The organism is Natrialba taiwanensis DSM 12281 (genome assembly GCF_000337595.1).
GTDB classification, from domain to species: Archaea; Halobacteriota; Halobacteria; order Halobacteriales; family Natrialbaceae; genus Natrialba; species Natrialba taiwanensis.
Window position 1 is genome coordinate 180,123 of the sequence record NZ_AOIL01000013.1, and the last position, 23,946, is coordinate 204,068.

At 63.1% G+C, this 23,946-nt stretch carries 24 protein-coding genes and 3 pseudogenes; 18 read left to right on the forward strand and 9 right to left on the reverse strand.

The annotated features are described in order from the left end of the window. The first annotated feature begins 39 nt into the window (after positions 1 to 39). The 8 genes from cbiB to C484_RS04635 all read left to right on the forward strand — a co-directional run bounded on the left by cbiB (position 40) and on the right by C484_RS04635 (position 6,354). Positions 40 to 1,065: an adenosylcobinamide-phosphate synthase CbiB gene (gene cbiB, locus C484_RS04600; RefSeq protein WP_006824783.1), complete on the forward strand. Its 1,026-nt coding sequence runs from the start codon at positions 40 to 42 to the stop codon at positions 1,063 to 1,065. Beyond that, on the forward strand, positions 1,056 to 1,823 hold the full coding sequence (gene cobS, locus C484_RS04605) for an adenosylcobinamide-GDP ribazoletransferase (RefSeq protein WP_006824784.1): 768 nt from the start codon (positions 1,056 to 1,058) through the stop codon (positions 1,821 to 1,823). Before cbiB ends, cobS begins: the two co-directional genes overlap by 10 nt. Then, positions 1,823 to 2,431, forward strand: a complete 609-nt coding sequence (locus C484_RS04610; RefSeq protein WP_006824785.1) for an NTP transferase domain-containing protein — start codon at positions 1,823 to 1,825, stop codon at positions 2,429 to 2,431. Before cobS ends, C484_RS04610 begins: the two co-directional genes overlap by 1 nt. A 12-nt stretch (positions 2,432 to 2,443) precedes the next feature. After that, complete coding sequence (gene cobT / locus C484_RS04615) at positions 2,444 to 3,502, forward strand: nicotinate mononucleotide-dependent phosphoribosyltransferase CobT (protein ID WP_006824786.1); 1,059 nt, start codon at positions 2,444 to 2,446, stop codon at positions 3,500 to 3,502. Further along, a complete protein-coding gene (cobD, locus tag C484_RS04620) occupies positions 3,492 to 4,568 on the forward strand; it encodes a threonine-phosphate decarboxylase CobD (protein ID WP_006824787.1) in 1,077 nt (358 codons plus the stop codon). The genes cobT and cobD overlap by 11 nt, the downstream gene beginning before the upstream one ends. After that, positions 4,568 to 5,521 carry an adenosylcobinamide amidohydrolase gene (locus tag C484_RS04625; protein ID WP_006824788.1) on the forward strand — a complete coding sequence of 318 codons (954 nt, stop codon included), beginning with the start codon at positions 4,568 to 4,570 and terminating at the stop codon, positions 5,519 to 5,521. The genes cobD and C484_RS04625 overlap by 1 nt, the downstream gene beginning before the upstream one ends. Before the next feature lie 25 nt (positions 5,522 to 5,546). Next, positions 5,547 to 5,981: a hypothetical protein gene (locus tag C484_RS04630; protein ID WP_006824789.1), complete on the forward strand. Its 435-nt coding sequence runs from the start codon at positions 5,547 to 5,549 to the stop codon at positions 5,979 to 5,981. A gap of 151 nt (positions 5,982 to 6,132) precedes the next feature. Further along, positions 6,133 to 6,354 (forward strand): hypothetical protein, encoded by a 222-nt coding sequence (locus C484_RS04635; protein ID WP_006824790.1) that lies wholly within the window; start codon positions 6,133 to 6,135, stop codon positions 6,352 to 6,354. A gap of 74 nt (positions 6,355 to 6,428) precedes the next feature. Here the strand turns inward: C484_RS04635 and C484_RS04640 are convergent, their stop codons facing one another. Next, complete coding sequence (locus C484_RS04640; protein ID WP_006824791.1) at positions 6,429 to 7,325, reverse strand: sulfurtransferase; 897 nt, start codon at positions 7,323 to 7,325, stop codon at positions 6,429 to 6,431. A gap of 106 nt (positions 7,326 to 7,431) precedes the next feature. Here C484_RS04640 and C484_RS04645 point away from each other — a divergent pair. From C484_RS04645 to C484_RS04655, 3 genes and pseudogenes are all read left to right on the forward strand, one after another. Then, positions 7,432 to 8,261 (forward strand): annotated as a pseudogene (locus C484_RS04645) (fumarylacetoacetate hydrolase family protein). Between the two features lie 151 nt (positions 8,262 to 8,412). Continuing rightward, the gene (locus tag C484_RS04650; RefSeq protein ID WP_006824792.1) at positions 8,413 to 8,922 is read left to right on the forward strand and encodes a YkgJ family cysteine cluster protein; all 510 of its coding nucleotides are present in this window, start codon (positions 8,413 to 8,415) and stop codon (positions 8,920 to 8,922) included. Between the two features lie 108 nt (positions 8,923 to 9,030). After that, positions 9,031 to 9,315, forward strand: coding sequence for a translation initiation factor eIF-1A (locus C484_RS04655; RefSeq protein WP_083867281.1), 285 nt, complete (start codon positions 9,031 to 9,033; stop codon positions 9,313 to 9,315). Positions 9,316 to 9,363: 48 nt separating this feature from the next. Here the strand turns inward: C484_RS04655 and C484_RS04660 are convergent, their stop codons facing one another. Beyond that, positions 9,364 to 9,927 carry a type 1 glutamine amidotransferase domain-containing protein gene (locus C484_RS04660; RefSeq protein WP_006824793.1) on the reverse strand — a complete coding sequence of 188 codons (564 nt, stop codon included), beginning with the start codon at positions 9,925 to 9,927 and terminating at the stop codon, positions 9,364 to 9,366. Positions 9,928 to 10,032: 105 nt separating this feature from the next. Next, on the reverse strand, positions 10,033 to 11,964 hold the full coding sequence (locus C484_RS04665; protein ID WP_006824794.1) for a formate/nitrite transporter family protein: 1,932 nt from the start codon (positions 11,962 to 11,964) through the stop codon (positions 10,033 to 10,035). A gap of 95 nt (positions 11,965 to 12,059) precedes the next feature. On the opposite strand from C484_RS04665, the pseudogene C484_RS21990 reads away from it, so the two are divergent. After that, a pseudogene (locus C484_RS21990) lies at positions 12,060 to 12,545 on the forward strand (phytoene desaturase family protein); the annotation flags it as partial. Here the strand turns inward: C484_RS21990 and C484_RS21995 are convergent. The 5 genes and pseudogenes from C484_RS21995 to C484_RS04690 all read right to left on the reverse strand — a co-directional run. After that, positions 12,544 to 12,750 (reverse strand): annotated as a pseudogene (locus tag C484_RS21995) (squalene/phytoene synthase family protein); the annotation flags it as partial. The pseudogenes C484_RS21990 and C484_RS21995 overlap by 2 nt on opposite strands. A gap of 167 nt (positions 12,751 to 12,917) precedes the next feature. Beyond that, positions 12,918 to 14,207: an ornithine cyclodeaminase gene (locus C484_RS04675; protein ID WP_006824796.1), complete on the reverse strand. Its 1,290-nt coding sequence runs from the start codon at positions 14,205 to 14,207 to the stop codon at positions 12,918 to 12,920. A gap of 118 nt (positions 14,208 to 14,325) precedes the next feature. Beyond that, positions 14,326 to 15,675, reverse strand: a complete 1,350-nt coding sequence (locus tag C484_RS04680; RefSeq protein ID WP_006824797.1) for a DolP-mannose mannosyltransferase — start codon at positions 15,673 to 15,675, stop codon at positions 14,326 to 14,328. Positions 15,676 to 16,086: 411 nt separating this feature from the next. Further along, entirely contained in the window at positions 16,087 to 16,815 is a 729-nt protein-coding gene (locus C484_RS04685; protein WP_006824798.1) for a glycosyltransferase, read from the reverse strand. Between the two features lie 187 nt (positions 16,816 to 17,002). Next, positions 17,003 to 17,434, reverse strand: coding sequence for a cupredoxin domain-containing protein (locus tag C484_RS04690; protein ID WP_006824799.1), 432 nt, complete (start codon positions 17,432 to 17,434; stop codon positions 17,003 to 17,005). 600 nt (positions 17,435 to 18,034) lie between these two features. On the opposite strand from C484_RS04690, the gene msrB reads away from it, so the two are divergent. The 4 genes from msrB (at position 18,035) to C484_RS04710 (ending at position 20,554) form a co-directional block, all read left to right on the forward strand. Then, entirely contained in the window at positions 18,035 to 18,487 is a 453-nt protein-coding gene (gene msrB / locus C484_RS04695) for a peptide-methionine (R)-S-oxide reductase MsrB (protein ID WP_006824800.1), read from the forward strand. 143 nt (positions 18,488 to 18,630) lie between these two features. Beyond that, positions 18,631 to 18,837 carry a DUF2196 domain-containing protein gene (locus tag C484_RS04700; protein WP_006824801.1) on the forward strand — a complete coding sequence of 69 codons (207 nt, stop codon included), beginning with the start codon at positions 18,631 to 18,633 and terminating at the stop codon, positions 18,835 to 18,837. Between the two features lie 72 nt (positions 18,838 to 18,909). Further along, a complete protein-coding gene (locus tag C484_RS04705; protein WP_006824802.1) occupies positions 18,910 to 19,368 on the forward strand; it encodes a response regulator in 459 nt (152 codons plus the stop codon). Positions 19,369 to 19,651: 283 nt separating this feature from the next. Further along, entirely contained in the window at positions 19,652 to 20,554 is a 903-nt protein-coding gene (locus C484_RS04710) for a serine/threonine-protein kinase RIO2 (protein WP_006824803.1), read from the forward strand. 321 nt (positions 20,555 to 20,875) lie between these two features. Here the strand turns inward: C484_RS04710 and C484_RS24145 are convergent, their stop codons facing one another. After that, entirely contained in the window at positions 20,876 to 22,054 is a 1,179-nt protein-coding gene (locus C484_RS24145; protein WP_338041829.1) for a S8 family serine peptidase, read from the reverse strand. A 744-nt stretch (positions 22,055 to 22,798) separates the two neighbouring features. On the opposite strand from C484_RS24145, the gene C484_RS04720 reads away from it, so the two are divergent. Further along, a complete protein-coding gene (locus C484_RS04720; RefSeq protein WP_006824806.1) occupies positions 22,799 to 22,993 on the forward strand; it encodes a hypothetical protein in 195 nt (64 codons plus the stop codon). A gap of 191 nt (positions 22,994 to 23,184) precedes the next feature. After that, positions 23,185 to 23,775: a 50S ribosomal protein L15e gene (locus tag C484_RS04725; protein WP_006824807.1), complete on the forward strand. Its 591-nt coding sequence runs from the start codon at positions 23,185 to 23,187 to the stop codon at positions 23,773 to 23,775. Positions 23,776 to 23,946 lie beyond the last annotated feature (171 nt).

Here is a 23,946-nt window from a genome sequence, read left to right on the forward strand (position 1 = left end):
GTCAGCATGGTGTCCCGTCACGAACACGGAGGACAGCCCATGGCACTGCTGACAGTCATCGTCCTCGTCGTCGCAGTCGGACTCGACTGGCTCATCGGCGAGCCACCGAACTCGATGCACCCCGTCGCCTGGCTCGGTCGTCTCGTCGATGCACTCGATCGCGAGTGGAGCGAGAACGAGCGCCGACAGCGCCTCGTCGGGGTCGCGATCGCACTCCTGGTTCCGCTCGTCCCCGCGGCCGTCGCCGGTGGTTTTGTCTTCGGTTCCACGACGATCTCCCCGCTACTCGGGGTCGCAACCGCCGCACTCGTCCTCTTTCTGACGATGAGCCTGCGATCGCTGCTCGCGCTAACCGACGAGGTCGTGGACGCGACCGCAAGGGACGTGACGGATCTCGAGACGGCTCGTAATCGAGTTCGAGGACTCGTCGGACGGGACGTGTCGTCGTTATCGCCGGCCGAGATTCGTAGCGCGGCGGTCGAGAGCGCGGCTGAAAACCTCGCCGACGGCGTCGTGGCGACGGTACTCCCGTTCGCAGTGCTCGCTCCCGTCTCGCTGCCGGGAGCCGCGGCGGCCGCCGCCTGGGTCAAGGGCGTCAACACGCTGGATTCGATGCTCGGGTATCCGTCGAAACCGATCGGCACTGCGAGTGCGCGCCTCGACGACATCGTGATGTGGATTCCCGCCCGCGTGACGGCGGCGGCGATCGCACTCGCTACCGCGGACCCGCTCGCGCTCCGCCGCGCCACCGCGTGGGCTCGCGCTCCGCCGTCGCCGAACTCGGGCTGGCCGATGGCGACGCTCGCCTGCGCGCTCTCGATCCGGCTCACGAAACCGGGCGTGTACGACCTCAATCCGACAGCGCCGCTGCCGACTCCCGAAGACGGTGCGCGAGCGACGACAGTCGTCGGGGTGGCAGCAGCCGTCGCGATCCTGTTCGCGATCGTCGCATCAGTCGCAGTCGCTTCGCTCGCTGCTGCGTTCGGCGTCGCGGATGGGCCGATGGACGGCACGTTGAACTCGTCACTCGAATTGCTTGCCGTGGGGGTGGGTCAATGGTCGTAAGCGTCAAACGCTGGGGCCGCGCGATTCGTGGCGCGCTCGGCTTCCTGACGCGGCTCCCGGTCGGCCACCACGACGGCGACTGGGACGCGTTCCGATCGACGCCAGCCGCCTTTCCGCTCGTCGGACTCGCCGCGGGAGCGGTCGCTGCGCTCCCGTTACTCGCAGCCGATGTATTGGCCCCGCCGACCGTCGCGTTCGGCTATCTTCTGGCCGTATACGCGGTAATGGGGATCAACCACCTCGATGGTGTTGCCGACCTCGGCGATGCGCTCGTGGTCCACGGTGATTCCGACCGCCGCCGCGAGGTTCTGAAGGATACGACGACGGGGGTCGGTGCGATTCTCGCGGTTTCGATCACCGTCGCCGGGCTCGCACTCGCGGGGCTCGGTCTCGCCTCACTGCCGGTCCTGACGGCGGTGACGGTCGCGATCGGAGCCGAAGTCGGATCGAAGTTCGGCATGGCGTCGATGGCCTGCTTCGGCCGCGCACCTTACGAGGGAATGGGCCGGCAGTTCACCGAGGCCGCGAGTTCAGGATCGTGGCTCGTCCCGGCGGCGGTCGTCCTTTCAGCAGCGACGATCGGCTGGCCGCATCCGGCGACGGTCGCCGTCTGCGGTGGAATCGGAGGCGTCACCCTTCCCTGGTACTGGGCGAACCGCCACCTCGGCGGGATCAACGGCGATATCTTCGGCGCGGCGAACGAGTTGGGGCGCGTCGCCGGCGTGCACGCGGGGGTGATCGCGTGGACGCTCTTGTGATGTGCGGTGGAAAGGGAACGCGCCTCGAGAGCGACCGCGAGAAGCCGCTGTACCCGATCGACGGTATTGCAATGGTCGACCGCGTCGTGACCGCGCTCGCGCAGAGCCGCATCGACGCGATTTACGCGGCGGTATCGCCGAACGCGCCGGAAACCCGCGACCACCTCTCCGCTTCCGACGAACCCGTTACGACGATCAGCACCGCCGGCGACGGCTACGTCGCCGACCTCCTGGCGGTTCTCGACCGACCGGCCGTAACGACGCCGATACTCACCGTCGCCGCCGACCTCCCGCTTCTGGACGCTGCGGTCGTCGAGCAAGTACTCACGGTCTACGACGACCGCGGCCACGCGGGCTCGCTGACCGTCTGCGTCCCCGAGACCTGTAAACGACGACTCGGCACCAGCGTCGATTCCCGGCTCGACACGGCCACCTCGCCCGACGAACTCGTCCCGACCGGCATCAACGTCGTCGACGCCACAGCGGACGACTCCACCGCCGAATCCATGACCTACGTAACCGACGATCCGCGACTCGCGATCAACGTGAACCGCCGCGAAGACGCTCGACTTGCGACCGAACGCATCCGTCGTTCGACCGATCGATAACAACCAGTACCAATGACACGCATCATCCTCCCCGCCGGAACGACCGAAACGGCGCTCGTCGACGGCATCAGCGCCGCCGGTGCAGCGCCGGAGCTCATGGCGCATACGCCATCCGCAGACGTTGAGATCCTCGAGTTCGGCGCGCCAGCGCGCTCGCCCGTTACACCAGTCAGCCCGAGCGGCTGTCCGACGCCCGCCGCCGTCACACGGGCCGTCCGCGAGGTCGTCGGCTTCGACGTAACGGTGGTCGACGCCGGCCTCGCAAAGCCGACGAGTTCGCCGACGGTGGACCTCGGCGTCCAACCGGGGGCGGACATCCGCAAATCGGCGGCCGTCCCCGACGCGGCGGCGATTTTCGACCGCGCGCACGGCTACGGCGCGAGCCTGCCGGCCGGCGAGAGCGAACTCGTGATCGGCGAGACGATTCCCGGCGGGACGACGACGGCGCTCGGCGTGCTCACCGCGCTGGGCGAGCCGACGACCGTCTCGTCGTCGCTGCCCGAGAATCCGGTCGAGCGCAAGCGCCGCGTCGTCTCCGAGGGCCTCGCAGCGAGCGATCTCGAACCCGGAGACTGCGCGTCGGACCCGTTCGCGGCGATTCGAGCCGTCGGCGACCCGGTCCAACCGACCGTCGCGGGCGTCGCGGCCGGCGCGCTCGAGTCGGGAGCCGACGTGACGCTCGCGGGCGGCACCCAGATGGTCGCTGTCGCCGCCGTCCTCCGCCACGCCGGCGTCGATGCCTCCCTCGAAATCGCGACGACCTCGTTCGTCGTGGCCGAACAGGGCCCGCGCCTTCGGGAGGCGTGCACTGAACTCGACTGCGAACTCACGATCACCGATCCGGGCTTCGGCGACCACGGGCGCGAGCACGTCGCGATGGAGCGCTACTGCGCTGGCGAAGCGAAGGAAGGCGTCGCGATGGGCGGTGCGCTCTCGCTCGTTCCACCCGGCGAGATGGCAACGGTCAGAGAGCAGTTCGAACTCGTCTGTTCGCGGCTCGGAATCGATGCTGATGGCGAAGGGGTCGGAGACCCGAGCCAGATGGAAACGGGGGACGAGGATGGATCCTGAGTCGATCCGCGGTGGAAGCCGTGTCCACCACGGCGGCGACCCCGATCCGGACGTGCTCGATTTCTCGGCGAACACCAACCCGTCGACGCCCGCAGGGGTCGACGACGTGTACGCCGACGCACTCGAGGCCTCCCGCCGATACCCCGACGACGACTACGCCGACTTCCGGGCTGCCGCAGCCGCGTTCGTCGACTGCGATCCCAACCGAGTAATCTCAACGCCGGGCGGCCTGGCCGCGATTCGACTGGCGATGGAACTCGAACTCGAGCCCGGTGACGAGGCGCTGGTTCCCTACCCGAGTTTCGGCGAGTACGCCCGCGAGGTCCGATTACAGGGTGCGACGCCGCGGTTCGTGCGGTACGACGACTGCTGTGACCTGCGCCAGGTGGCGCTTGAAAATTGTTCGCTCGCGGTCGTCTGCACGCCGAACAACCCGACCGGCGACGTGGTCGATCCGGACGACCTGGCCACATTCGCTGCTCGCTGTGCGGAAGCCGGAACGACCCTCCTCGTCGACGAGGCGTTCCTCGGATTCACCGAGCGCCCGTCGGCGGCCACGCTCGATCGGGAACACGTCATCGTCGCGCGCTCGCTCACCAAACTGTTCGGGCTGCCCGGACTCCGCGCCGGCTTCGCCGTCGCCACCGGCGAGCGCCGTCGCGCACTCGAGACAGCCCGTCGCGCGTGGTCGCTCGGCACGCCGGCCGCACGCGTCGGTGCATACTGCCTGCGTCAGGACGAGTTCATCCGCGCGACTCGTGCGCGCGTCGCCAGCGAACGCGTGCGGCTTCGCGAGACGCTCGACGCTGAACTCGGATTCAACGTGCACGATTCCGATGCGCCGTACCTGCTGTGTGACGTCGGTGACCGCGACGTTGAGGACGTACTCGCGTCGGCGCGGGAGCGCGGCGTCGCCGTCCGCGACGCGCGGACCTTTCGGACCCTCGAGTCGCATGTACGGGTTGCAGTCAAGGACCGGGATTCGAACGATCGGTTGCTCGCCGCGCTCGGTGCCGGTGCCAGTGTCGGTGCCGGTGACACCGGCGACGGCGGTGGCGCTAGCTAATGTCGGGGCGAGAGTGTGCGTACGAGGCCGTTCGGCGCGACGGGGTGCTCAGGATTCGCCGGTCCGGAACGGAGTGGCTCTCAAGCGGCTGGAACGGCGGTCGCTGGACGAGCGACTGCGCGTACAACCTCTCGGTTCCCGATGGATGGGGGCAACAGGATCTCGGGACGTATATCGTCGACCGACTCGACCGGGCGGGATTCGGCGTTCGTGAACGCGATTGCGGCGATGGCCGTTGCGGAGAGCGCAAGCGGAGGAGGACGGTAGACGGAGACAACGGGGACGAAGATGACTGCCGAGCACAGCCGGGACCGGCCCTGCTCACCGGCGTCGACATCGACGACGCTCGCGGCGCGCGCTGTGGCTCCGTCACCGCATACGCGACCGCCGGCATTTCGAACCCCGCAGCCCTCCCGATGGACCCGAGCGGCGGGTCGCTTCCAGCTCGCGAATCCGCGGCTGAACGCGTCTCGACCGTCCACACCGAGGAGAATCCCGACGCTGACGCCAGCACCGACGCCGACGGTTCGGAACCGGGGACCGGTACCGTAAACGTCATCGTCGGAACGACTCGTGAACTCGCGCTCGGCGCGCTGACGAACCTCCTCGCGGTTGCGACGGAGGCCAAAACCGCGACGCTGCTCGCCGAAACCGGATTTCCGGGGACGACCACCGATGCGGTCATCGTCGGTCACGATCCGACCGGCCGTCGCGCCGAGTTCAGCGGCAGCGCGACCGCGGTCGGAGCGGCGACGCGGGCCTGCGTTCGCGAGGCGGTTCGCGCCTCGTTGCAAGCGCACTACCGAGACGCCGAGTTCGGGCTCCCGCCATCGGTCGAGGGGGCGGCCTATGGGGTCTCGACGGAGGTCGAGGCGACGGTTTTCCGGCCGCCGAGCGGAGCACTCGCCAAGGGTGACAGCGAACGGCCCGCATCGCCGGACGACGGTGCTTAACCCGCTGGAAGCCAAAGCATCGATGATGGTTGCGGAGGACGACCCGACGGCGATCCGATCGATTGCCGTCTCGGCGGCGGACATTGTCGATGCCTTCGCCTATACGCAGGAGAATCCCGGCGAGGCCGTCCTGCGAATTACGCCACCGTTTCACGGCCGCATGCGGGCCCGGATTCACGTCTACCGGCGCGATGACGCCGAACTGACCGGTGCGGTTCACGTCACACCCGCCGACGCTCTCGAAACCGAGGCCCGGGAGACCTATCCGCAGTTCGAGTCGATCGGCGATGAGCGGACTAGCGGTGCGGATGAGTCGGCGCTCACGCCGGATCAACGGCGCAAACGCCACGCCGAGGCCGTTGACGATTGGCGAGCGAAAGCGCGCGAATCGCTGGTCGAGACGGTGCCGATCGAAACCGAGCGCGGACACCGACACGTCGAACTCAAACCGCTCGGGTGACGGCACCGAATCCGCGCTTGCGTTCGATTTCGAACCGGCGGCGACTGGCTCGGCCTCCGTTCGAATTCAGCCGAATGAGTCGTTCTAACGATCACTTTCACTTTCACCACGGACGGATCGGATTAACATACTGTCGCTCTAATTGAGATGTATGACACTGATCGTCGACCACAGTGGTGGCCCCGTCGGTGGCACGAGCGAGTTCAGCGAGGGGGAATCGATCCCCGAAACGACGCCGCAGCGTGAACGGATCGACGTTACTGAACTCGATGCGGCGAGTATTGGCGAGTTCGTTCAGGCGCGGGTTGATGTCGACACTGAGCAGGTTTCGCTTGAGCACCGGGGTTCGCGGACGTACCTCGTGCTCGAGTAGAAAACACTGGTTCATTGATACGCGTCGCGCTGATACGTGGCGTGCTGCTACGGCGGCGCGCTGGCGAGTGTCGATTAGTCGCTTTCACCCTCCCCTTTCTCGATTGGGGCGCGAATGAGGTTTCCCCATTCGGTCCAGGACCCGTCGTAGTTGTGCACGTCTTCGTAATCGAGCAGTTCGTGGAGGGTAAACCACGCGATCGCGGAGCGCTCGCCGACGCGACAGTACGTGACGATAGATTCGTCGCCGTCGATTCCCGAGTCGGCGTACAGCTCTTCGAGTTCGTCCGGCTCTTTGAATCGACCGTCGTCGCGCAGATTGGTCTTCACGGGGACGTTCGAGGCACCGGGGATGTGCCCGCCGCGCTGGGCGGTCTCCTGGAGTCCTTCGGGGGCGATGGTCTCGCCGGAGAACTCCGCGGGTGAGCGAACGTCGACCATCGGGATGCCAGCCTCGCGGGCCTTGTCGACGTCGTCTTTGTAGGCGCGGATGCTTTCGAAGGGGCCCTTCGCGGTGTACTCGACGGCGTCGAAGCCGGGTACCTCGTCGGTCAGCGGGTAGTCTTCGTTCACCCAGTAGTCCTTCCCGCCATCGAGGACGCGTGCGTCGTCGTGGCCGTAGTATTTGAACTCCCAGTAGGCGAAGAGGGCGAACCAGTTCGGAATGTGGCCGTCGCCGTAGAAGACGACCGTCGAGTCCTCGCTGATGCCGCGTTCGCCGACCGTCTCCTCGAAGTCCGCCTTTTTCAGGATGTCTCGCTGATCCGGATCGGAGAGGTCGTCGTCCCACTGAAGGCCGATCGCACCGGGGATGTGGCCCTCGTCGTATCGTGAGGGAAAGTCGCCCTCTTCCGGCGATTCGGGGCTGTTGACCTCCACGAGACGGTAGTCTGGATCGTCGGCTTGGAACTCGTCGAGGTGGTCTTCGACCCAATCCGCTGAAACCAGTACGTCGGTGTCGTATTCGGACATGCACGCGCGACTCCGACGAGCAACGGCAAAAGCGTAACACGGGCCGGACCGACACGTTCGAAATCGAACCGGTAGGACTACCAAACTTGATTCACGAGTTCAGCGCATGCGACTCGCACGGATCGAAACTTCGTCCGGACCTGTAGCATGCCGATACGAGGACGGCGTCGTCCACACCGACGACGGCACCTACGAGGTCGGTGTCGACGGCGAACTGCTCCCGCCCTGCGAGCCGACAGCGCTGTACTGCGTCGGCCGCAACTACGCTGAGACGCTCGAGCAAATGGAATACGAGCGCCCCGAGGAACCCGACTTCTTCATCAAGCCGCCAGCGTCGCTGCTGGCCCACGAGGAGTCGATCCCCTACCCCGAGTTCACCGACGAACTGACCTACGCCGGTGAACTCGCGGCCGTCATCGACGAGCCCTGTCACGACATCAGCGAAGACGAGGTCGCCGATGTCGTTCGCGGCTACACGATCATGAACGACGTGGACGCCCTCGACCAGCAGGGCCGAACCGCGCGGAAGGCCTTCGACGGCTCCGGCCCGCTCGGCCCGTGGCTCGAAACTGAACTCGATGCGACGGAGACGGAGATCGAGATGTACACAGACGTTGCGGGCGAGCGCCGCCAGGAGGCGACGACGGATCTGATGCTGTTCGGAGTCGCCGAGATCGTCTCCTATCTCTCGAAACGGTTCNGATGTACACAGACGTTGCGGGCGAGCGCCGCCAGGAGGCGACGACGGATCTGATGCTGTTCGGAGTCGCCGAGATCGTCTCCTATCTCTCGAAACGGTTCACCCTTCGCCCCGGCGACGTGATCGCGTTCGGCAGTCCAGCCAATCCCGGCCTGGTCGAGCCCGGAGACACCGTTGAAATTACCTACGAGGGCGTCGGGACGCTGCGGAATACGGTCGCCGAACCGACTGAGTGAACAGCGAGTGACCGGCGGGGGATCGGCGAGAGATTGGCGAGGTACGGATACGGGTACGAGTACGAATACGAATGCGAATACAAATGCGGGCGTGACGCAGGTATGGGTACGGGTAGAAAGGCACTTCAGGCCGAACACCCTCCGCCGACACGTGAGCGCTGACTCCCGCCGCGTCGAGGTCCACCCCGGCCGCGAGGCCGTCGTCGAGTTCGATCCGGAACTCACCTTCGAGTGTGTCGACGACTGCACCTGGTGCTGTCACCACGGCGTTTTGCTGTACGATCGGGACTTACTCGAACTCGCCCAGCGGGCGAACCTCGCGGAGACGACGACCGATTTTCGGGGCGAGAAGTTCGTCACGCGCGAGGAGAAAGCGCGGGACGAGCACGTCGCTGAAGACGGTCACGCGTGCGCGTTTCTTCGGGAAGACGGGCTCTGCTCGCTGCATCTGGATGAGGACTGGAAACCGACGCGGTGTTCGGTCTTTCCGCTCGGCGTCTGGCTTGAAGGGGGCGACCTTCACGTCGATATTCGGGAGTCGGCACACGACCACTGTGAGGGGCTGAACGTCAGCGAACGCCGCGTGATCGACAATCTCGAGGCGTTCCTGCCGGAGCTGTTGTGGGACCTTGACAATCCGGACTCGGATCGGGAACTCTAATATATCTTATTATTCGTCCGCGAATGGCCCACTTTTTGCCACCCGTCGGGTGACACGTGATACCACTCCTTTCCGATAGTTTAAACGGCTGCCCCACGTAGGGAAGGTGTGACAGAAGACTCCGGGCGACGGAATCTCCGTATGCCCAACAACGATGAAGTATTCGCCGTCGTCACCGAACACCTCGGCGGCAACCACGTGCAACTCCGCTGTGAGGACGGCGAGGAACGTCTCGGCCGTATTCCCGGCCGGATGAAGTATCGCACCTGGATCGAACAGGACGATATCGTCGTCGCCGAACCCTGGGACTGGCAGGACGAGAAGGCCACGATCGAGTGGCGCTACACCAGCCAGGACGCCGACCAGCTCCGCCGCGAAGGCCACATCGACTGATTTTACTCTCGCTCGCATGCTGACGCACGCGTAACCGAGCCGCGCTTCTCACGCCGACCCGTCTGCGAACGCCTCGACGATTCCCTCACAGAAAGCGTCGAGATCGTCCGGGTTTCGGCTCGTCACGAGCCCCTGATCAGTGACGAGTTCGTCGTCGACCCACTCGCCGCCCGCGTTACGGATATCCGTCTGCAGACTCGGATAGGAGGTGAGCGTCCGGCCGTCGACGACACCCGCCTCGACGAGCAGCCAGGGGCCGTGACAGATCACGCCGGCCGGTTTTCCGGCTTCGACGTGCTCGCGGAGGAGGGACACCGCATCCTCGTCGAGTCGGAGTGTATCCGCGCCGACAGTGCCGCCGGGGACGATGAGTGCGTCGTACTCGTCCGCGCTGACCTCGCTGAACTGTTTGTCGACCGCGTAGGTCTCGCTCTCCTTGAGATCGTTGTTGACGCTCTGGGCCTCGCCGGTTTCGCTCCCGAGCACGTCGACGGTCGCGCCGGCGTCGGCGACCGTCTGCTTCGGCTCGGTGAACTCGATTTCCTCGGTACCGGCTGGCGCGATGAAGATTCCGACCGTCGTGCCGTCGAGTGACTGCTCGTCGGTACTCATACTCATGCGCTGAACTCGTAGGAGCACGTGGAAAACGATTGCACCTACGCTTGCAACCGGAGCGTTCACGACGGATACTGAGACATGGTAGTGGGACCGTTGCCGTTACTTCCAACCGAAGAGGCGCTTGACGAGTGAGCGGTCGCTCGGTCGTTCTGCGAGAATCACCGAGCAGTCGACTTCGTTGACGACATCGAAGTGGAGCGATCCCGTGAGCAGCCGCGAGAGAAGTCCGCGCTCCGTTGCGCCGATGAGGAGCATCGAATGCTCTTTCGATTGGTGACAGATCGCACGTTCGACGTCGCCCGAATCGTCGACCACGAGTTCGGCGTCCTGCAAGTTGTGGTCGACTGCCCAGTCCGAGAGGAACTGTTCCCCGGTCTGGCGCTCGTCGGGGTTATCGACGACGTGCAGGAGCGTCACCTCGGCGTCCGACGTTTCGCGGAACGTTCGGGCGACTTCGGCACTCAGGTCCGAGTCCGGCCCGCCGGCGGTCGGCAGGAGGATTTTGGACGGGTCCAGTCCGCGGTCTTTCAGGACGAGGAAGTCACAGGGGAGCTGTCTCGTCAGTTCGCTGAGCGGCCGTTCTGCGCGCGCGGCGCCCCAGAGTTCGTTGACGCCCCAGCCGATCACGACGAGGTCGCTGCGTTTGCTCTCGGCCAGGTTGAAGATTTCCTCGAACGAGCGGTGCGTGACGATCGTCGAGTACTCGAACTCGACATCGTAGTCGTCGATCTCACCGCCGACGTCTCGCAGTAACGCTTCGGATTCGGACACGATCTGATCACGCTGTCGTCCGCCGCTGGACTGATCCGGGATTTGCACGATGTGGACCACGTGTACGATCGCGGACTCGCGTTGTGCTGCGAGCGTTGCGGCGAGGTCGATGAGTCGGGATTCGGTGCGCGGGTTCGCGATCGGGACGAGGACCCGGTAGCCCTCTTCGTCTTCCTCTGTTCGCTCGGCTGTGTCGATCAGGGGAACGTACGACCGACCGACGAGACCGCCGAACACCCACTCCTTGAACGACAGCCGGCGTTTAATCCCCTCGAAGCGGGCGGATTTGAGTCGTTCCTCGCTCGTCTGGAAGTAGTTGACGACGGTGACGAGGAGGATGCCGCCGATGGTGTTCCCGAGCAGGACCGGCAGGACGAAATAGACCAAGCCGGTGAAAAAGCCGAGATCGCTGCTGACGAAGACGGCGTAGGACATCTCGGTGAACGAGGTGACGACGTGAAACAGGTTCCCGATCGGAATCGCCAGGAACGCCATGTAGACGACGACGAGGCGAGAAATCGTATCGCGAGAGGCGAAGGTAACCCAGACGACGCCGGCGACGATCAGCCCCGCGAAGGCTGCCTTGAAGAACAGGTCGAACCAGGGCGTCTCGATGCCGTGTGTTCCAAGGTACAGTGCAGCCTCGGCCGCGTCCTCGGAGAAGACGCCGCCCCACGCGAGCACCGCCGCCCCGATGGTAGCGCCGATGAAGTTCCCGATGAGGACGATCGTCCAGTGCCGAAAGAGCGCCGGAATGCTCGCGAGGCGCTCGAGCGTGAGTGCCACCGGCGGGAGCGTGTTTTCGGTGTAGAGCTGGTAGCCGCCGATGATGATGTAGATGAATCCGAGCGGGTACAACAGCGCACTCAGTATCGGATGGCCGTCCGTCGAACCGTAGAGCGAGGCGTACAACAGGAACGTGATCGTGATCGCGAATCCCGCGGCGATCCCGCTGAAGAGCAGTTCGCGGTTTCCGGACGTGACCTCCTCGTCCGCGGCGGCGACGATTCGCTGGAAGACCTCGTCCGCGGAGAAGCGATCGCGAACGACCGAACCGACCGCGGGCGCGCCGCTACGCGAGCGTTCGACGGCGTCCCGCACCGCATCCTGGCGTTCCGTAGTGGTCACTTCCGGCACCGTGTGATCCGTCCCACGGTCCGCGTCCGACTCAATCGACTCGCGGTCGCGCCGGATGTCCTCGTCTCGTGCCTCGTCCTCGTCACCAGGGGGTGGCGTGTGTTCGTGTTCAGAGGTATCCATTACTAGACCGAGTCTCCCAGACGAACTAAGGCATTGGTATTTCGCTCAACGGAACCGGGATGCACATTCTTCACGCTACTTCCGATACCCATCGTATGCGCTCCCCGGCCGGGTCCACAGCCATCGTCGTCGGAGCCGGTGTGGGCGGTCTCTCGACCGCCTGTTACCTCGCCGATGCCGGCGTGTCAGTTCACGTTGTCGAACAAAACGACCAACTCGGCGGCCGTGCGAGTCGGCTCGAACGCGACGGGTTCCGATTCGATATGGGGCCGTCCTGGTACCTGATGCCCGACGTCTTCGAACGGTTCTTCGCCGCCTTCAACCGAACGCCTTCCGAGTACTACGACCTCACCCATCTCAATCCACACTATCGGATCTTCTTCAAAGACGGAGACCAAGTGGACGTGACGCCCGACAGAGGACGAACGAAAGACGTCTTCGAGTCCTACGAAACAGGTGCCGGCGACGCGCTCGAACGCTATCTCGAGACCGCTCGCCACCATTACGAGATCGGCATGGAACACTTCGTCTACGAGGATCGGCCACGGCTTCGAGACTACATCGACCCCAACGTCGCCCAGCACGAAGCGATTCGAGTTCAGCGCGTTGGGTGGCCGGCAGCACGTCGTCGGCGTCGTCGACGATTTCGTCTCCGAGCCGAAAAAAGGCGTAGAGGACGTGGGTCGCGCGACGAACTCGTCGCGGAAGGAACCTGGTTGCGAGATAGAAGGTTCTCCCGGTTCGTCGGTGGAGTTCCTTGCTGGCGGCGATGTGTTTCCGGTACATTCTTGCTCGTGTCAGCTCGGCGACTCGCTGAAAGATGGCCATCGTACTACAGAATCGTATAAAATACCACGCCTTGACTGCGGTCGGTACGAGCGGTGCTTCGGTGGAGAGATGCTCTGTTTCGAATATTCGGCCGTGTTTCCGGTGTGATCGTCCCGGCTAGATGGTCACGCCGAGTGTTGCTGTGATGGATCGCAGAGTTCGTCCGCGAGCATCGGGATGAACGCGCCGATGTCGGTGACCATGCCGATCGCCTGGGCGCTGCCGCGGTCGAGCAGTTGCGTGACGGTCGCGGGGTTGATGTCGACGCAGACGGTCTTCGTCGTCGAGGGCAGACAGTTGCCGACGGCGACGGAGTGGAGGAGGGTTGCGAGCATGAGCACGATGTCGGCATCCTGGGCCTGTTCGCGGATCGCGTTCTGAGCCTCGATCGAGTCCGTGATCGTATCCGGCAGCGGGCCATCGTCGCGGATCGACCCGGCGAGCACGTAGGGAACGTCGTTGCTGACGCACTCGTACATCACGCCCTCGTCGACGACGCCGGCGTCGACGGCCTCCGGAATGCTGCCGTGGCGGACGATTTCGCTGATCGTGTAGATGTGGTGCTTGTGTCCCTTTCGCGGGTGTTCAAGGCTCTCGGTGTCGACGCCCAGCGAGGTGCCGTAGAGGTCCCGTTCTAAGTCGTGGACAGCGAACCCATTGCCGGCGCTGATCGCGTCGACGTACCCTTCTCGGACGAGTTCGGCGAGGGCGTCCCGACCGCCGGAGTGGACGATTGCGGGGCCGCAGACGGCGAGGACGGTGCCGTCGTTCTCGCGGACGTCGCGCATCTCGTCGGCGATTTCCTCGATCAGCGACTCGGAGGGGCGCTCGCTGGAGACGCCGCCTTGCATGAAGCCGAACGAGCCGCCGCCGTTGCGGGGTCGTTCGGGGGGTTCGACCCTAATGCCGGTTTCGCCGGTGACGACGAGGTCGCCTTCTTCGACGGCGTTCAGGACTTTGGTGGTGACGCGGGGAGTTCCGGGTCCGGTTTCGTCGCTTTCGCCGTCTCCGTCGCTATCGTCACCGTGTCGCTCGACGATCAGCGCACAGTCCATCTCGATATCCTCGACCGCCACCCAGTCGCCGTCGACGCGGACGTACGTCGGGTGGTTCGTCGTCGAGTAGAAGTCGACCGGAACGACCTGATCGTTCGGAGCGGGTTCTATCGTCGCGTCCCGCGGATCGGCGACGGTCGCCCCCTGCTGGTTAAGTTCGTGCAGGATCGCCCGGAGGTCCTCGTGGCTCTCGGCGGTAACTTCCATCCGGCAGTACGTCTCGTCGTGTTTGTGGCGGCCGACCTCGAACTCCTCGACTTCGAACTCGCCGCCCATCTCCATGACGGCACCGAAACAATGGCCCATCGACCCGGAGTCGATAATGTGACCCTCGAGTTCGACGGTCTGGGAAACTGTCATTGGTGTGGGTTGGCGACCGAAGACCGTCAAGGTGTGTGTCTTCGGTCGCCGCTCTCACGGTGGGGCCGGTGATCGTCACCGCCCGAAAGCGGGCCGACGGACGACGGTTCTCGGTTCGTCAGCGTATCCGGTCGGTGAGCCACTCCCGCGGCGGATCCTCGAACGGCCACCGTCCGCATTCCGTTTGCGTGAGCGAGCCGCCAGTCCGCTGTGCGTACTCTCGTTGTTTCTGTCCCAGCCGATAGTGACAGCTCTCGGGCTGTCGCTTCTCCCAGTAGATCGTCTGCATCGACTCGATTTCGTCCGGCTTCTCCGGGAGCGTTTCGTAATTCGAAATCGACACCGCCTCGTGGGCCTCTTCGACTTCGGTCTTGATCGGCGTCACCGGGCCCCCGACCCAGTAGAGGCTTGCGACTGCGAGCAACGCGACGGTGCCGGCGACGATCGACCGTCGTCTCGGGGTCCGTGTCGTTGCGATCACTAGGCCAACGCCGATGGAGAGAAAGAGCAACAGGAGGATCAGTTCGATAGCGCCCTGCATCTCGAGGAAGATCTGCAGCGAGTACAGCGAGCCCCCCGCGCCGACCCACCAGTATCGTCGCCAATCGAGAGCGATCCCTCGAACCCACCCGTAGACGCCGAGCGGGATCAACAGTGCTCCGTATCCGAGGATCATTACGAGGTCGAGAAGCCGCCCCGGAATCGTGTACCGTTCGACGCCGTAAATCGGCGCGAGGACCGTTTCCAGGAAGAGCGGGACGGTCGCGTTCGCGGCGACGAACGGGGCGACGACGACGATCGTCACGAGCGCTCCGCCGGCTATCGTTCGCGCCAGGCCGCGGCTTCTCCCGCGCTGGAACCCGATGGCGAGAACGAGCGCGGAGAGTGGCCCGCCGAGCTGCCAGAACCCGGCGCTCGTCGCGGCGGCGGCACCGCTCAGCGCCGGCCGATCCGTCACTGCAAACAAGAGGCCCGCAACCCCGAACAGCAAGGCGAGGTATTTCGGTCTGAGTCCCACCGCCGGAAAGCCATAGAGCGACGGGACGACGAACATCGTCGCACCGGCGACGAAACTCGCGAACTCGTGTGCTGTTAACCGATAGGTGAGCAGCCCGACGAGCGTCACGCCGACGACGACCGAGCCGACGGCGACGCCGATGCTCAGCAGGTGCAACACCAGCATATTGCCGCCCGAAAGGAACGCCAAGACGGTCGTGACGGCGTAGATGAGCGGCGGTTTCAGATCCCAGAAATCGACGTACGGGGTTGCCCCTTGCAGGATGTACCACCCGGCGTGCTGAAACAGCGCCGAGTCGTCGTGTATGCGGAACGGTTCGTGAACGAACTGGACCATCGTCGCGACCGTCACGAGGACGGTCGATCCCGCGAAAAGCAACCCGAGCCAGTGCTGCTCGAACTGATCGGTCCAGCGAGGCGGTATACTCGCACTCGATTCTCGAGATCCCATACTCGGTCGGTGTCGTACTAGCTGCCTTTGATCGAATAAGATCGGTGCTGGCACTCTGCGAGCACCGACGAGAGTTTGCGGGTCTGAAGGGAATTCGCGCACTCAGGCGTCGCCGCCGAGCACGCTTTCCGGGACGTAGTTACGGCCATCCCGGCGCAGATACCGATACCGATACCGTTTGCGACTGTCGGCCAGCGATCGATGCCCGCAATCGGGAGTCTCATCGAGAGAAGGCGGGTCAATCCGAACAGAACGGGGAAGCCGATCGAGAGCTCCGCGACCCTGACGAATGCGAGTTCGTCCGCCGGTCCAAGAGCGCGATTCCGCCGGCAGTTCCGCTTCCCGCTCGATGCACGAGTTCACCGAACACGGACGTATTTTTCCGTCCCATATTCGATCACACTGAACTCGTCAGTGACTCGGCGTTCGGACGGCGCGGTTCGTTGCGATCGCGTCGGTCCGTCGTTTTACGGTAATCAGTGCGGCGAGTAACTCGAACGATGTCGGGAGCGGGTCGACCGTTGAATCGAGCTGATCCGCCCAGACGACGGGCACTTCGGCGATATCGTATCCGAGCACGCCGGCGACCGAAACGAACTCTAAATCCCACGCGAAGCCGCGTTCGTAGCAGTGTCGTCCGATCGATTCCCAGGCGTCCGCGCGAACGTCTTTCGCCCCGCACTGGTAATCGCGACACTGCGCCGGGAGGACCCGTCTGGCGGCGACCGCGAACAGCGCTCCCAGAAACCGACGAACGACGGTCTGGTGGGCGAGTATCTTCGACGAGGGGTGCCGGCGCGAGCCGATACAGACCTCGGATTCTTCCGCTCGTATTTCTCGGACGATATCGTCGAGCGACGAGACGGGGATGGAGCCGTCGGCGTCGGCGAAGACGTAAATATCGGTGTCGAGCGCGTCAAATCCCGCCGTGATCGCAGCGCCCTTGCCGCGTCGATCCCGCGACGTATTGAGGTCGATTGCCGACTCCGAGAGGACTTCGACGTGCGATTCGGTCGGCTGATCGAGTTCGATCCGAACGGTTTCGGGGTTGAGTGCGGTTCGAACGGCCGTGAGATACCGGCTCAGCACGAGTGGATCGGGATCGTATGCCGGGATGACGACGCCGAGAGAGTCAGTCATCTCCTCGAACCCCCTCGCGCCTCCGCTTGCGGGACGCTTCGCTCGTTCTCGACGCTGAGTTCACGTGCAGCCACGTCGTACTCTCCTCTCTGTGTCTCTGTTCTCGCTTTCCATTCGTCAGCCCGTTTCTCGGCTCTCATACCGTCGAAAATGGACCTGACCTTCGCGGTTGTATCGTTCGCGTCGGCTACTCGATCTCGATTTCGCCGCGCATCGTGTTCGGATGCACTCGGCAGACGTACTCGACGATTTCGTCGGTCACGTCGAACTCGATGAACTGGTCCTCGCCTCCTTCGGTCGCCTCTTCGGTCTCGTAGTCGTCGACTACTTCGTCGTTCTCGTCGACGAGTTCGATATTGTGGGACGCGCCGTCGCCTTCTTCCCAGCCGATTTCGTACGTTTCGCCGTCCTGAAGGGTGAGCGTCGGATTGTCTTCGTCTGCGATCGCTTCGGGTTCGATACCGACCCAGCCCGGGGTCTGTGCATCGAGTTCGATTCGCGTCTCGGGCTCGATGGCTTCATCGTCGTCTTGTGCGCTTGCAGACGCGCTTCCAAACCCGAGTAGAAGTGCCCCGCCGGTCAGTTGAAGGACCCGCCGCCGTGTCGTGTCTCGTACCATCACCCTCGTCTGGCTACGACGATGTACTTAAACCATTCATCAATATTACTGGATTGAGTCCGTCGCTAGTGATATCGACGAGACGATACGAAACGAAACGCGACCCGATACAGCGTGACCGCCGTCCATCACGAAAGTCCCGACGATGAAACGTACGAAACGGATCGCAGCGTAGCCACCGCGGGCCGTTCGATAGCCCTACGCGGACGGAAGCAGCCCGTCGCTCCAGCGCGGCCGCGTCCCCGACACACATCAAATTTCTTTCCGGTACCAACTTATATGGTCGCTTTTATCATAGTCTCTCATATGGCCGGTACATCAACCACTCGCGGACAATCTCGGTGTCGCAACTGCGGCTTTGAAGCGCCCGGTGGTGACGAACAGTGGCTTCGAATCGAGGTTCCGAAGCTCGGTCGAATGACACAGTGCCCGGTCTGTGAGAGCACGGACGTGATTACGAGTCGATAGCACGAGTCGAACGCTCTCTTGCACTCGACGTGGCACGCAACCGTCCCGTGGTGGTAACTAACACACGCTTCGGCGCGACACAACAGCCAGCATCACAACAGACTCTTTGCCCTCTCTCCCCTTTCTAGACGTATGAGTAACGATTCCAGCCAGGAACAGACATCCGACTCCGAAACCCAGGCTGACGTCCCCGAAACCGATGCGGAGTGGCGCGCCGAACTCGACGACGAAGAATACCGCATCCTCCGCGAAGCCGGCACCGAAGCCCCCTTCAGCGGCGAGTACGTCGACCACAAGGCAGACGGCAGCTACGAATGTGCGGGCTGCGGCGCTGCACTCTTCGATGGGGACACGAAGTTTGACTCCGGCTGTGGCTGGCCCAGCTTCTACGATGTTGACGACGATCGAATCGAGACGCGATCGGACGACAGTCACGGAATGCGCCGTACAGAGGTCCTGTGTGCCAACTGCGGGGGCCATCTCGGTCACGTCTTCGAGGACGGGCCGGAACCGACCGGCAAGCGATACTGTATCAACTCCGTCGCACTCGACTTCGAAGACGACGATACTGCCGACCGCGACTGAGAACGGGGAACCGAGTGCGAAACCGCGGCTGAAGCCACCTCAGAACTGGTGGATAGACGAACGCAATCACGGAGAGGACGGTCAGCGCGCACGACGCGAGTGCAGGCAGCATCCTTTTCGAAATTCCTGTCGCACTATCGCCCATGTCCAATGAGCGACCAACCGCGGAAGAACTGCGCCAAGGGCTCACTGTCGAGATCATTCAGGGCGACCAGGATGTCGAATCGGTAGATCAAGAGCCCATCATTGGTGAGGTCGGCACCGTCTACGAGGACGATCCCGCCGGTCCGACCGTCGAATTGAAAAGCGGTGTCGTCGGCCACGTTCAGTCGATCGTCCACGACAAGTAAAACGGATAGACGGGGAGAGTAATCAGAACTGGTGACCTCGCTGTTTTACCCTTCCGCTCAGAATACTCCGTAATGACTCCAGACGGCGAGGAGGTAGGCGATCAGATCACCATTTTACTGATCGAACCGAATCCCGGTGATACGCGTCTCTTCACAGAACCCTTCAAAGACGCGAAACTCAAGAACAAACTGTACACCATCAGCGATGGTGACGCCGCCCTTGATTTCGTTAACCAACGCGGCGAGTACGCAGCGAAACCACGTCCGGACTTGATCCTCCTCGAGCCGAAGTTACCCGGCAAAAGCGGTATGGACGTGTTGTCTGAGCTGAATAACGAGCCTGCACTCCGGGAGATTCCCGTTGTCGCTCTAACTAGTTCGGAGAGAGGCGAAGACATTGTCAAGTCACACGGCTTTGACGCGGATCAGTACGTCCAAAAGCCAGTTGAAGCGGAGGACTTCGTCAACTTCGTGCAGGAGATCGAGGACCTGTGGTTTGCAATCGTTCAAGAGCCATCAACAGAGGAGTGAGTGTGCTACTGAAACGCGCCATACGAGTTTCTGAGAGCGATCTGTGATGAGCGAGATCGTGTTACGTGCAGTTAGGGCGGTACCTAAATCCGGTTCTGTATTCCCGCTATACGATTTATACCGATCCCGTTTGCTGAGCGCTCGAACCCACCGATTCGCTTGCGAATGACCGCACAGACGGCACTGACAGGACCAGAATCACGTACAAGCACAACACGCATCGAACCGCCGAACCCAACCCAGCGTCACGACGTTTTTACGTGCACGGCGGGTATCCCGGTCCATGGTGCGGAACGTCGCCGAATTACTGCCGGAACTCGAAGAGCAGGATTTCTATCTCCTTTCGGGGGTCGAACAGGGAATGCGCTTCTCCGAGTGGGTACAGCGGGAGAAACTCCCGAAATTCGCCAGCCTGACCGACGAAGAAGTAACGTACCGACTCGAACGGTGTCTCAAACGCGGCCTCATCAAGAAAAAGACCATCCAGTACGAGGGGTATACCCTCCAGTTCGAGGGGTATGACGCCCTCGCACTCCGAGCGCTCGTCGAGCGCGATACGATCTCGGAGTTCGGCGCACCGCTCGGCGTCGGCAAGGAAAGCGACGTGTACGAAGTTCGGTCGTACAAGCCTCTCGCGTTGAAATATCACCGCGAGGGGTATACGAACTTCCGAGAGGTCCACAAAGAACGCGATTACACCGCTGACAACGAACACGTCTCCTGGATGTACACCGCTCGAAAGGCCGCCGAACGCGAACACGACATCCTCGAAGAACTCTACCCGGACGTTGCGGTCCCCCAACCGATCGACCAGAATCGCCACGCCATCGTCATGGAAAAGATGGACGGCGTCGAACTCTCGCGAACGAAACTCGAAGCCGACCAGGTTCTTGGCGTCCTCGATCTGCTCATCTCCGAAATCGCTCGCGCGTACGAAGCCGGCTACGTCCACGCGGACATGAGCGAGTACAACGTCTTCCTCGACGAGGATGGCGTTACCATCTTCGACTGGCCACAGGCCGTCCCAACCGACCACGAAAACGCCGACGAGTTCCTTCGACGAGATCTCCAGAACGCCGTGGGGTACTTCCGCCGAAAGTACCCACAGCAGGTTTCGGGTGAACTCGAGAGCGACACGGTGGCAGCGGAGATCGCTTCGGGGTCGTTCGAGACGATTCGCGAGTAACGCTGACTCTCTCAGCGTTCGGTTCCGGTCGCTGCGGCTCGCTTTAGCTCGATTTGGATGGGGATAGTGATAGTCGTCCCCGAGCACGGTAATCGAGTTGGGGGAGACGCTCGTACGGGGATCGCGTTCGGTCGTTAATTGGGATACAGTATCACGCTCGGCGAAAGAGCGGAAGGCCGTGTTGAGTTGCATCGGTCGTCAGCCCACTCGTTGGTGGCCCAGGGGATGAACGGATACTGATATACGAAATTCGGGATGAAACGGGAGCGCGATGGACGCTGCAGGGATAACCGCATGAGATCCCTGCAACCGAACTCGACGCTACTCGTGACTGCCGGGTGCGAGATCGATCTCGTCGAATCCTGCGAGTTCACCCGGCTCGGCGCGCTGAACCGCTGCCAGTGCGTCGACGTAGCCGGCATCGACGGATTCGGCGGTGTAGGTGTCGTGAACGGTTTCGACCGCCGTTGCTTCGAGCGTCGTGAGCACGTCGACGGGAGCGGGCGCTTCGCCGTGGGCCTCGAGAGACGCGTCGACGACGAGCGTCGCACAGCCGACGGTGACCGGACAGGACATGCTGGTCCCGGACATCGGTCCGTAGTAGCGTTCACCGTCGGGTTCGGTGACGTTTAACGCATCGGCAGGGTTGAGCGTGCTCGTCACGTCGCCACCCTTGGCGGCGACGCCGTTGCGGTAGATACCGAGCGGCCCCTCGATTTCGTCTTCGGGGGTGCCATCGTGCAGCGCAGCGAGATTTTCGTAGGCCGCGTGCCGGTTGTAGTTGTCCTGCTCCCGGGAGCCGTCCTGGGGGCGTCCGCGGGAGGAAACGTCCGTCACCGTCTGATCGGCGTGCGTTGCCGCAACGCCGAGAACGTGCGGGGCCTTGGCGTACTGGTTCAACGTTCCTCGCTCCGGGCCGCTGTTACCGGCCGAGAACACCGGGAGAATGCCGGCCTCGTGTGCGGCCCAGGTAGCGACGTTCGTCGGATCGTCGGGAACGAACGGGCGGTCGTCGGCGGCCGGGCCGTACGAGTTCGAGACGACCTGTACGTCGTGTTCCCCCTCGCGCTGGCGACGGAGCATGTCGTCGTAGGCGGCGACGATGTAGACGATCAACAGCCCGCCGACGCCGCAGAAGTAGACGGTGAGGTCAGCGTCCGGAGCCATGCCGGTGAACTCGCCGTCGCTGGCCGAGCCGTCGCCGGCGATACTGCCCGCGCAGTGGGTGCCGTGACCGCTGTTGTCGCTGTCGATGAAGCCGACATCCTGCCACCACAGCGGGTCGTCGGTCACGGCGGGAATACCGACGTACTGCAGGTTCGCTCGCAGGTTGCCCTCGAGATCCGGACGCGCACCGTCGATGCCCGAGTCGATGACGACGGTGTGAGCATTCGATCCGGTGTAGCCGTATCGAGCCCGGTTCCGGCCTGGACCGTCCCGGTCCGCGTATCCGCTCGTGCATCGTGTTCTGGTACTCGAGTTCGTAGTTCGCGGAAATATAGCGCACCTTCGACCAGCCGGCGACCGTCTCGATTAGCGGTCCGGTGAGTTCGGCGTACGCCATCGGAAGCACGTCGAACCGGCCGGCGAGGGCGTCGAGAGACAGCAGCCGGTCCGCGTCGGCGTTGGTTTCGAAGACGACGATCGTCTCCTGTTCGAGGCTACTCTCGAGGTTGAGAGTATCGTCGACGAGCGTGTCGCCGACGCTGACGAGTCCACCGACGACATCTCCGAGAAGCATGCTTGCGCTCCCGGTGAGGCCGATTCCGCCGACAAACCCCGTCGCTCCCACGCCAGTGAGGAATCGCCGTCTCGTTGCGACACCGTCCGTCGATTCGTCCGCGGTCGAGCCCGTCGAGTTGGTCCGTTCCATAAGAGACAGCCACTGGAAACAATGGCAAATGCTATCATATCCTTTCGGCTAGCTGTTAGGGGTTCACCACGATCACGAGAACTGACGCGTGCCGGATAGAAAATTGCCAGCAGCGACAAACCTGGCAGCCAATTCTCGACCTGTTTCGTGTATACAACTGTTCGTCTCACACAAACTGCGGTCACACGGTGTGGAAGACGGTTCCACGAGTGGAATCGTACGCGTGAGTAACACGAGAGCAGGTCCCGGTTGATCGGTCGAGTGTGACATCTCGTCCCGCCGTTCGTCTCGATTAGCTGGCCATTATCCAGCCAGCAACGATCCTAGTGCAGTCTATAGCTATCAGGACAAATCTCATGGCAGGAATTAGGATGTCCGAGACAGCACTCGAGTATCAGAAGGATGTGCTCGAAACGATCATCGACGAGGCGGTGTACATGGGAACGGCCTCCGAAGAAGAGGCCGAACAGCTCCACGATCGGCTGGACGAACTCGAATCGATGCAGTCGGTCAATCAACTGTGGTACGACCTCTCTCAAGAGTACGACGTGATCGAGCAAACCTGACGAGCCAACGGGCCTGTCACACTCGAAACGCTTCGAAGCCCTTATACTCGGGAATTGGATAGAGTATCGTAACTCGCTGGGCCGCGGGCACCAGCGGGCACCTGTCCGGCACGACGCCGCCACAGGACGGAATGTGATCCGCGGGGGATCGTCCTCGCCGGGTTGAACCATCACCGCCCGCGGTGAATACAATGGCAAAGAGCTTCTATTCCCACATCAAGGACGCGTGGAAGGACCCCGACGACGGTAAACTCGGGGAACTGCAATGGCAGCGAAAGCAAGAGTGGCGCGACCAGGGCGCAATCGAGCGCATCGAGCGACCGACGCGACTCGACAAGGCTCGTGAACTCGGCTACAAGGCAAAGCAGGGCATCATCATGACCCGCGTGTCGGTTCGCAAAGGGACCGCCCGCAAGCAGCGCTTTACGGCCGGTCGTCGCTCCAAGCGCCAGGGTGTCAACCGCATCGGACGGCGCAAGAACATCCAGCGCATCGGCGAAGAGCGCGTCTCCCGAAAGTATCCCAACATGCGCGTGCTCAACAGCTACTGGGTCGGTGAAGACGGGAGCCAGAAGTGGTTCGAAGTGATCCTCGTCGATCCGAACCACCCCGCAATCGAGAACGACGACGATCTTAACTGGATCTGTGACGACACCCACACGAACCGTGCTTTCCGCGGCCTCACCAACGCGGGCAAGGACAACCGCGGTCTCAACAACCGCGGCAAGGGTGCCGAGAAGGTCCGTCCGTCGAACACCGGCGGGCAGGGCCGCGCGAAGTAACCGGCACGCACAGACCGCCGCATTCGGCGGCTTCGATTCACGTTCTTTTGTGACGCTTCTCGGTGAGTTGATGCTGTTTCGATGCACCTTATTCGACCACCGTACGCAACCACGCGAGGAAATCGACGCGACGGCCCCAGTATGACGGGCTGAAACTTAACTCGATGCTCG

Bases quoted from the DNA above. Each gene is read 5' to 3' on its own strand.
- C484_RS04660 (WP_006824793.1), bottom strand. From the start codon at position 9,927: ATGAGTACCGACGAGCAGTCACTCGACGGCACGACGGTCGGAATCTTC.
- C484_RS04640 (WP_006824791.1), bottom strand. From the start codon at position 7,325: ATGTCCGAATACGACACCGACGTACTGGTTTCAGCGGATTGGGTCGAA.
- C484_RS04625 (WP_006824788.1), top strand. From the start codon at position 4,568: ATGTCGGGGCGAGAGTGTGCGTACGAGGCCGTTCGGCGCGACGGGGTG.
- C484_RS04610 (WP_006824785.1), top strand. From the start codon at position 1,823: ATGTGCGGTGGAAAGGGAACGCGCCTCGAGAGCGACCGCGAGAAGCCG.
- C484_RS04675 (WP_006824796.1), bottom strand. From the start codon at position 14,207: ATGACAGTTTCCCAGACCGTCGAACTCGAGGGTCACATTATCGACTCC.
- C484_RS04665 (WP_006824794.1), bottom strand. From the start codon at position 11,964: ATGGATACCTCTGAACACGAACACACGCCACCCCCTGGTGACGAGGAC.
- C484_RS04725 (WP_006824807.1), top strand. From the start codon at position 23,185: ATGGCAAAGAGCTTCTATTCCCACATCAAGGACGCGTGGAAGGACCCC.
- C484_RS04700 (WP_006824801.1), top strand. From the start codon at position 18,631: ATGTCCAATGAGCGACCAACCGCGGAAGAACTGCGCCAAGGGCTCACT.
- cobT (WP_006824786.1), top strand. From the start codon at position 2,444: ATGACACGCATCATCCTCCCCGCCGGAACGACCGAAACGGCGCTCGTC.
- C484_RS04720 (WP_006824806.1), top strand. From the start codon at position 22,799: ATGTCCGAGACAGCACTCGAGTATCAGAAGGATGTGCTCGAAACGATC.
- C484_RS04690 (WP_006824799.1), bottom strand. From the start codon at position 17,434: ATGGTACGAGACACGACACGGCGGCGGGTCCTTCAACTGACCGGCGGG.
- C484_RS04680 (WP_006824797.1), bottom strand. From the start codon at position 15,675: ATGGGATCTCGAGAATCGAGTGCGAGTATACCGCCTCGCTGGACCGAT.
- C484_RS04630 (WP_006824789.1), top strand. From the start codon at position 5,547: ATGGTTGCGGAGGACGACCCGACGGCGATCCGATCGATTGCCGTCTCG.
- C484_RS04710 (WP_006824803.1), top strand. From the start codon at position 19,652: ATGGTGCGGAACGTCGCCGAATTACTGCCGGAACTCGAAGAGCAGGAT.
- C484_RS04635 (WP_006824790.1), top strand. From the start codon at position 6,133: ATGACACTGATCGTCGACCACAGTGGTGGCCCCGTCGGTGGCACGAGC.
- cbiB (WP_006824783.1), top strand. From the start codon at position 40: ATGGCACTGCTGACAGTCATCGTCCTCGTCGTCGCAGTCGGACTCGAC.
- C484_RS04685 (WP_006824798.1), bottom strand. From the start codon at position 16,815: ATGACTGACTCTCTCGGCGTCGTCATCCCGGCATACGATCCCGATCCA.
- C484_RS04705 (WP_006824802.1), top strand. From the start codon at position 18,910: ATGACTCCAGACGGCGAGGAGGTAGGCGATCAGATCACCATTTTACTG.
- cobS (WP_006824784.1), top strand. From the start codon at position 1,056: ATGGTCGTAAGCGTCAAACGCTGGGGCCGCGCGATTCGTGGCGCGCTC.
- msrB (WP_006824800.1), top strand. From the start codon at position 18,035: ATGAGTAACGATTCCAGCCAGGAACAGACATCCGACTCCGAAACCCAG.
- cobD (WP_006824787.1), top strand. From the start codon at position 3,492: ATGGATCCTGAGTCGATCCGCGGTGGAAGCCGTGTCCACCACGGCGGC.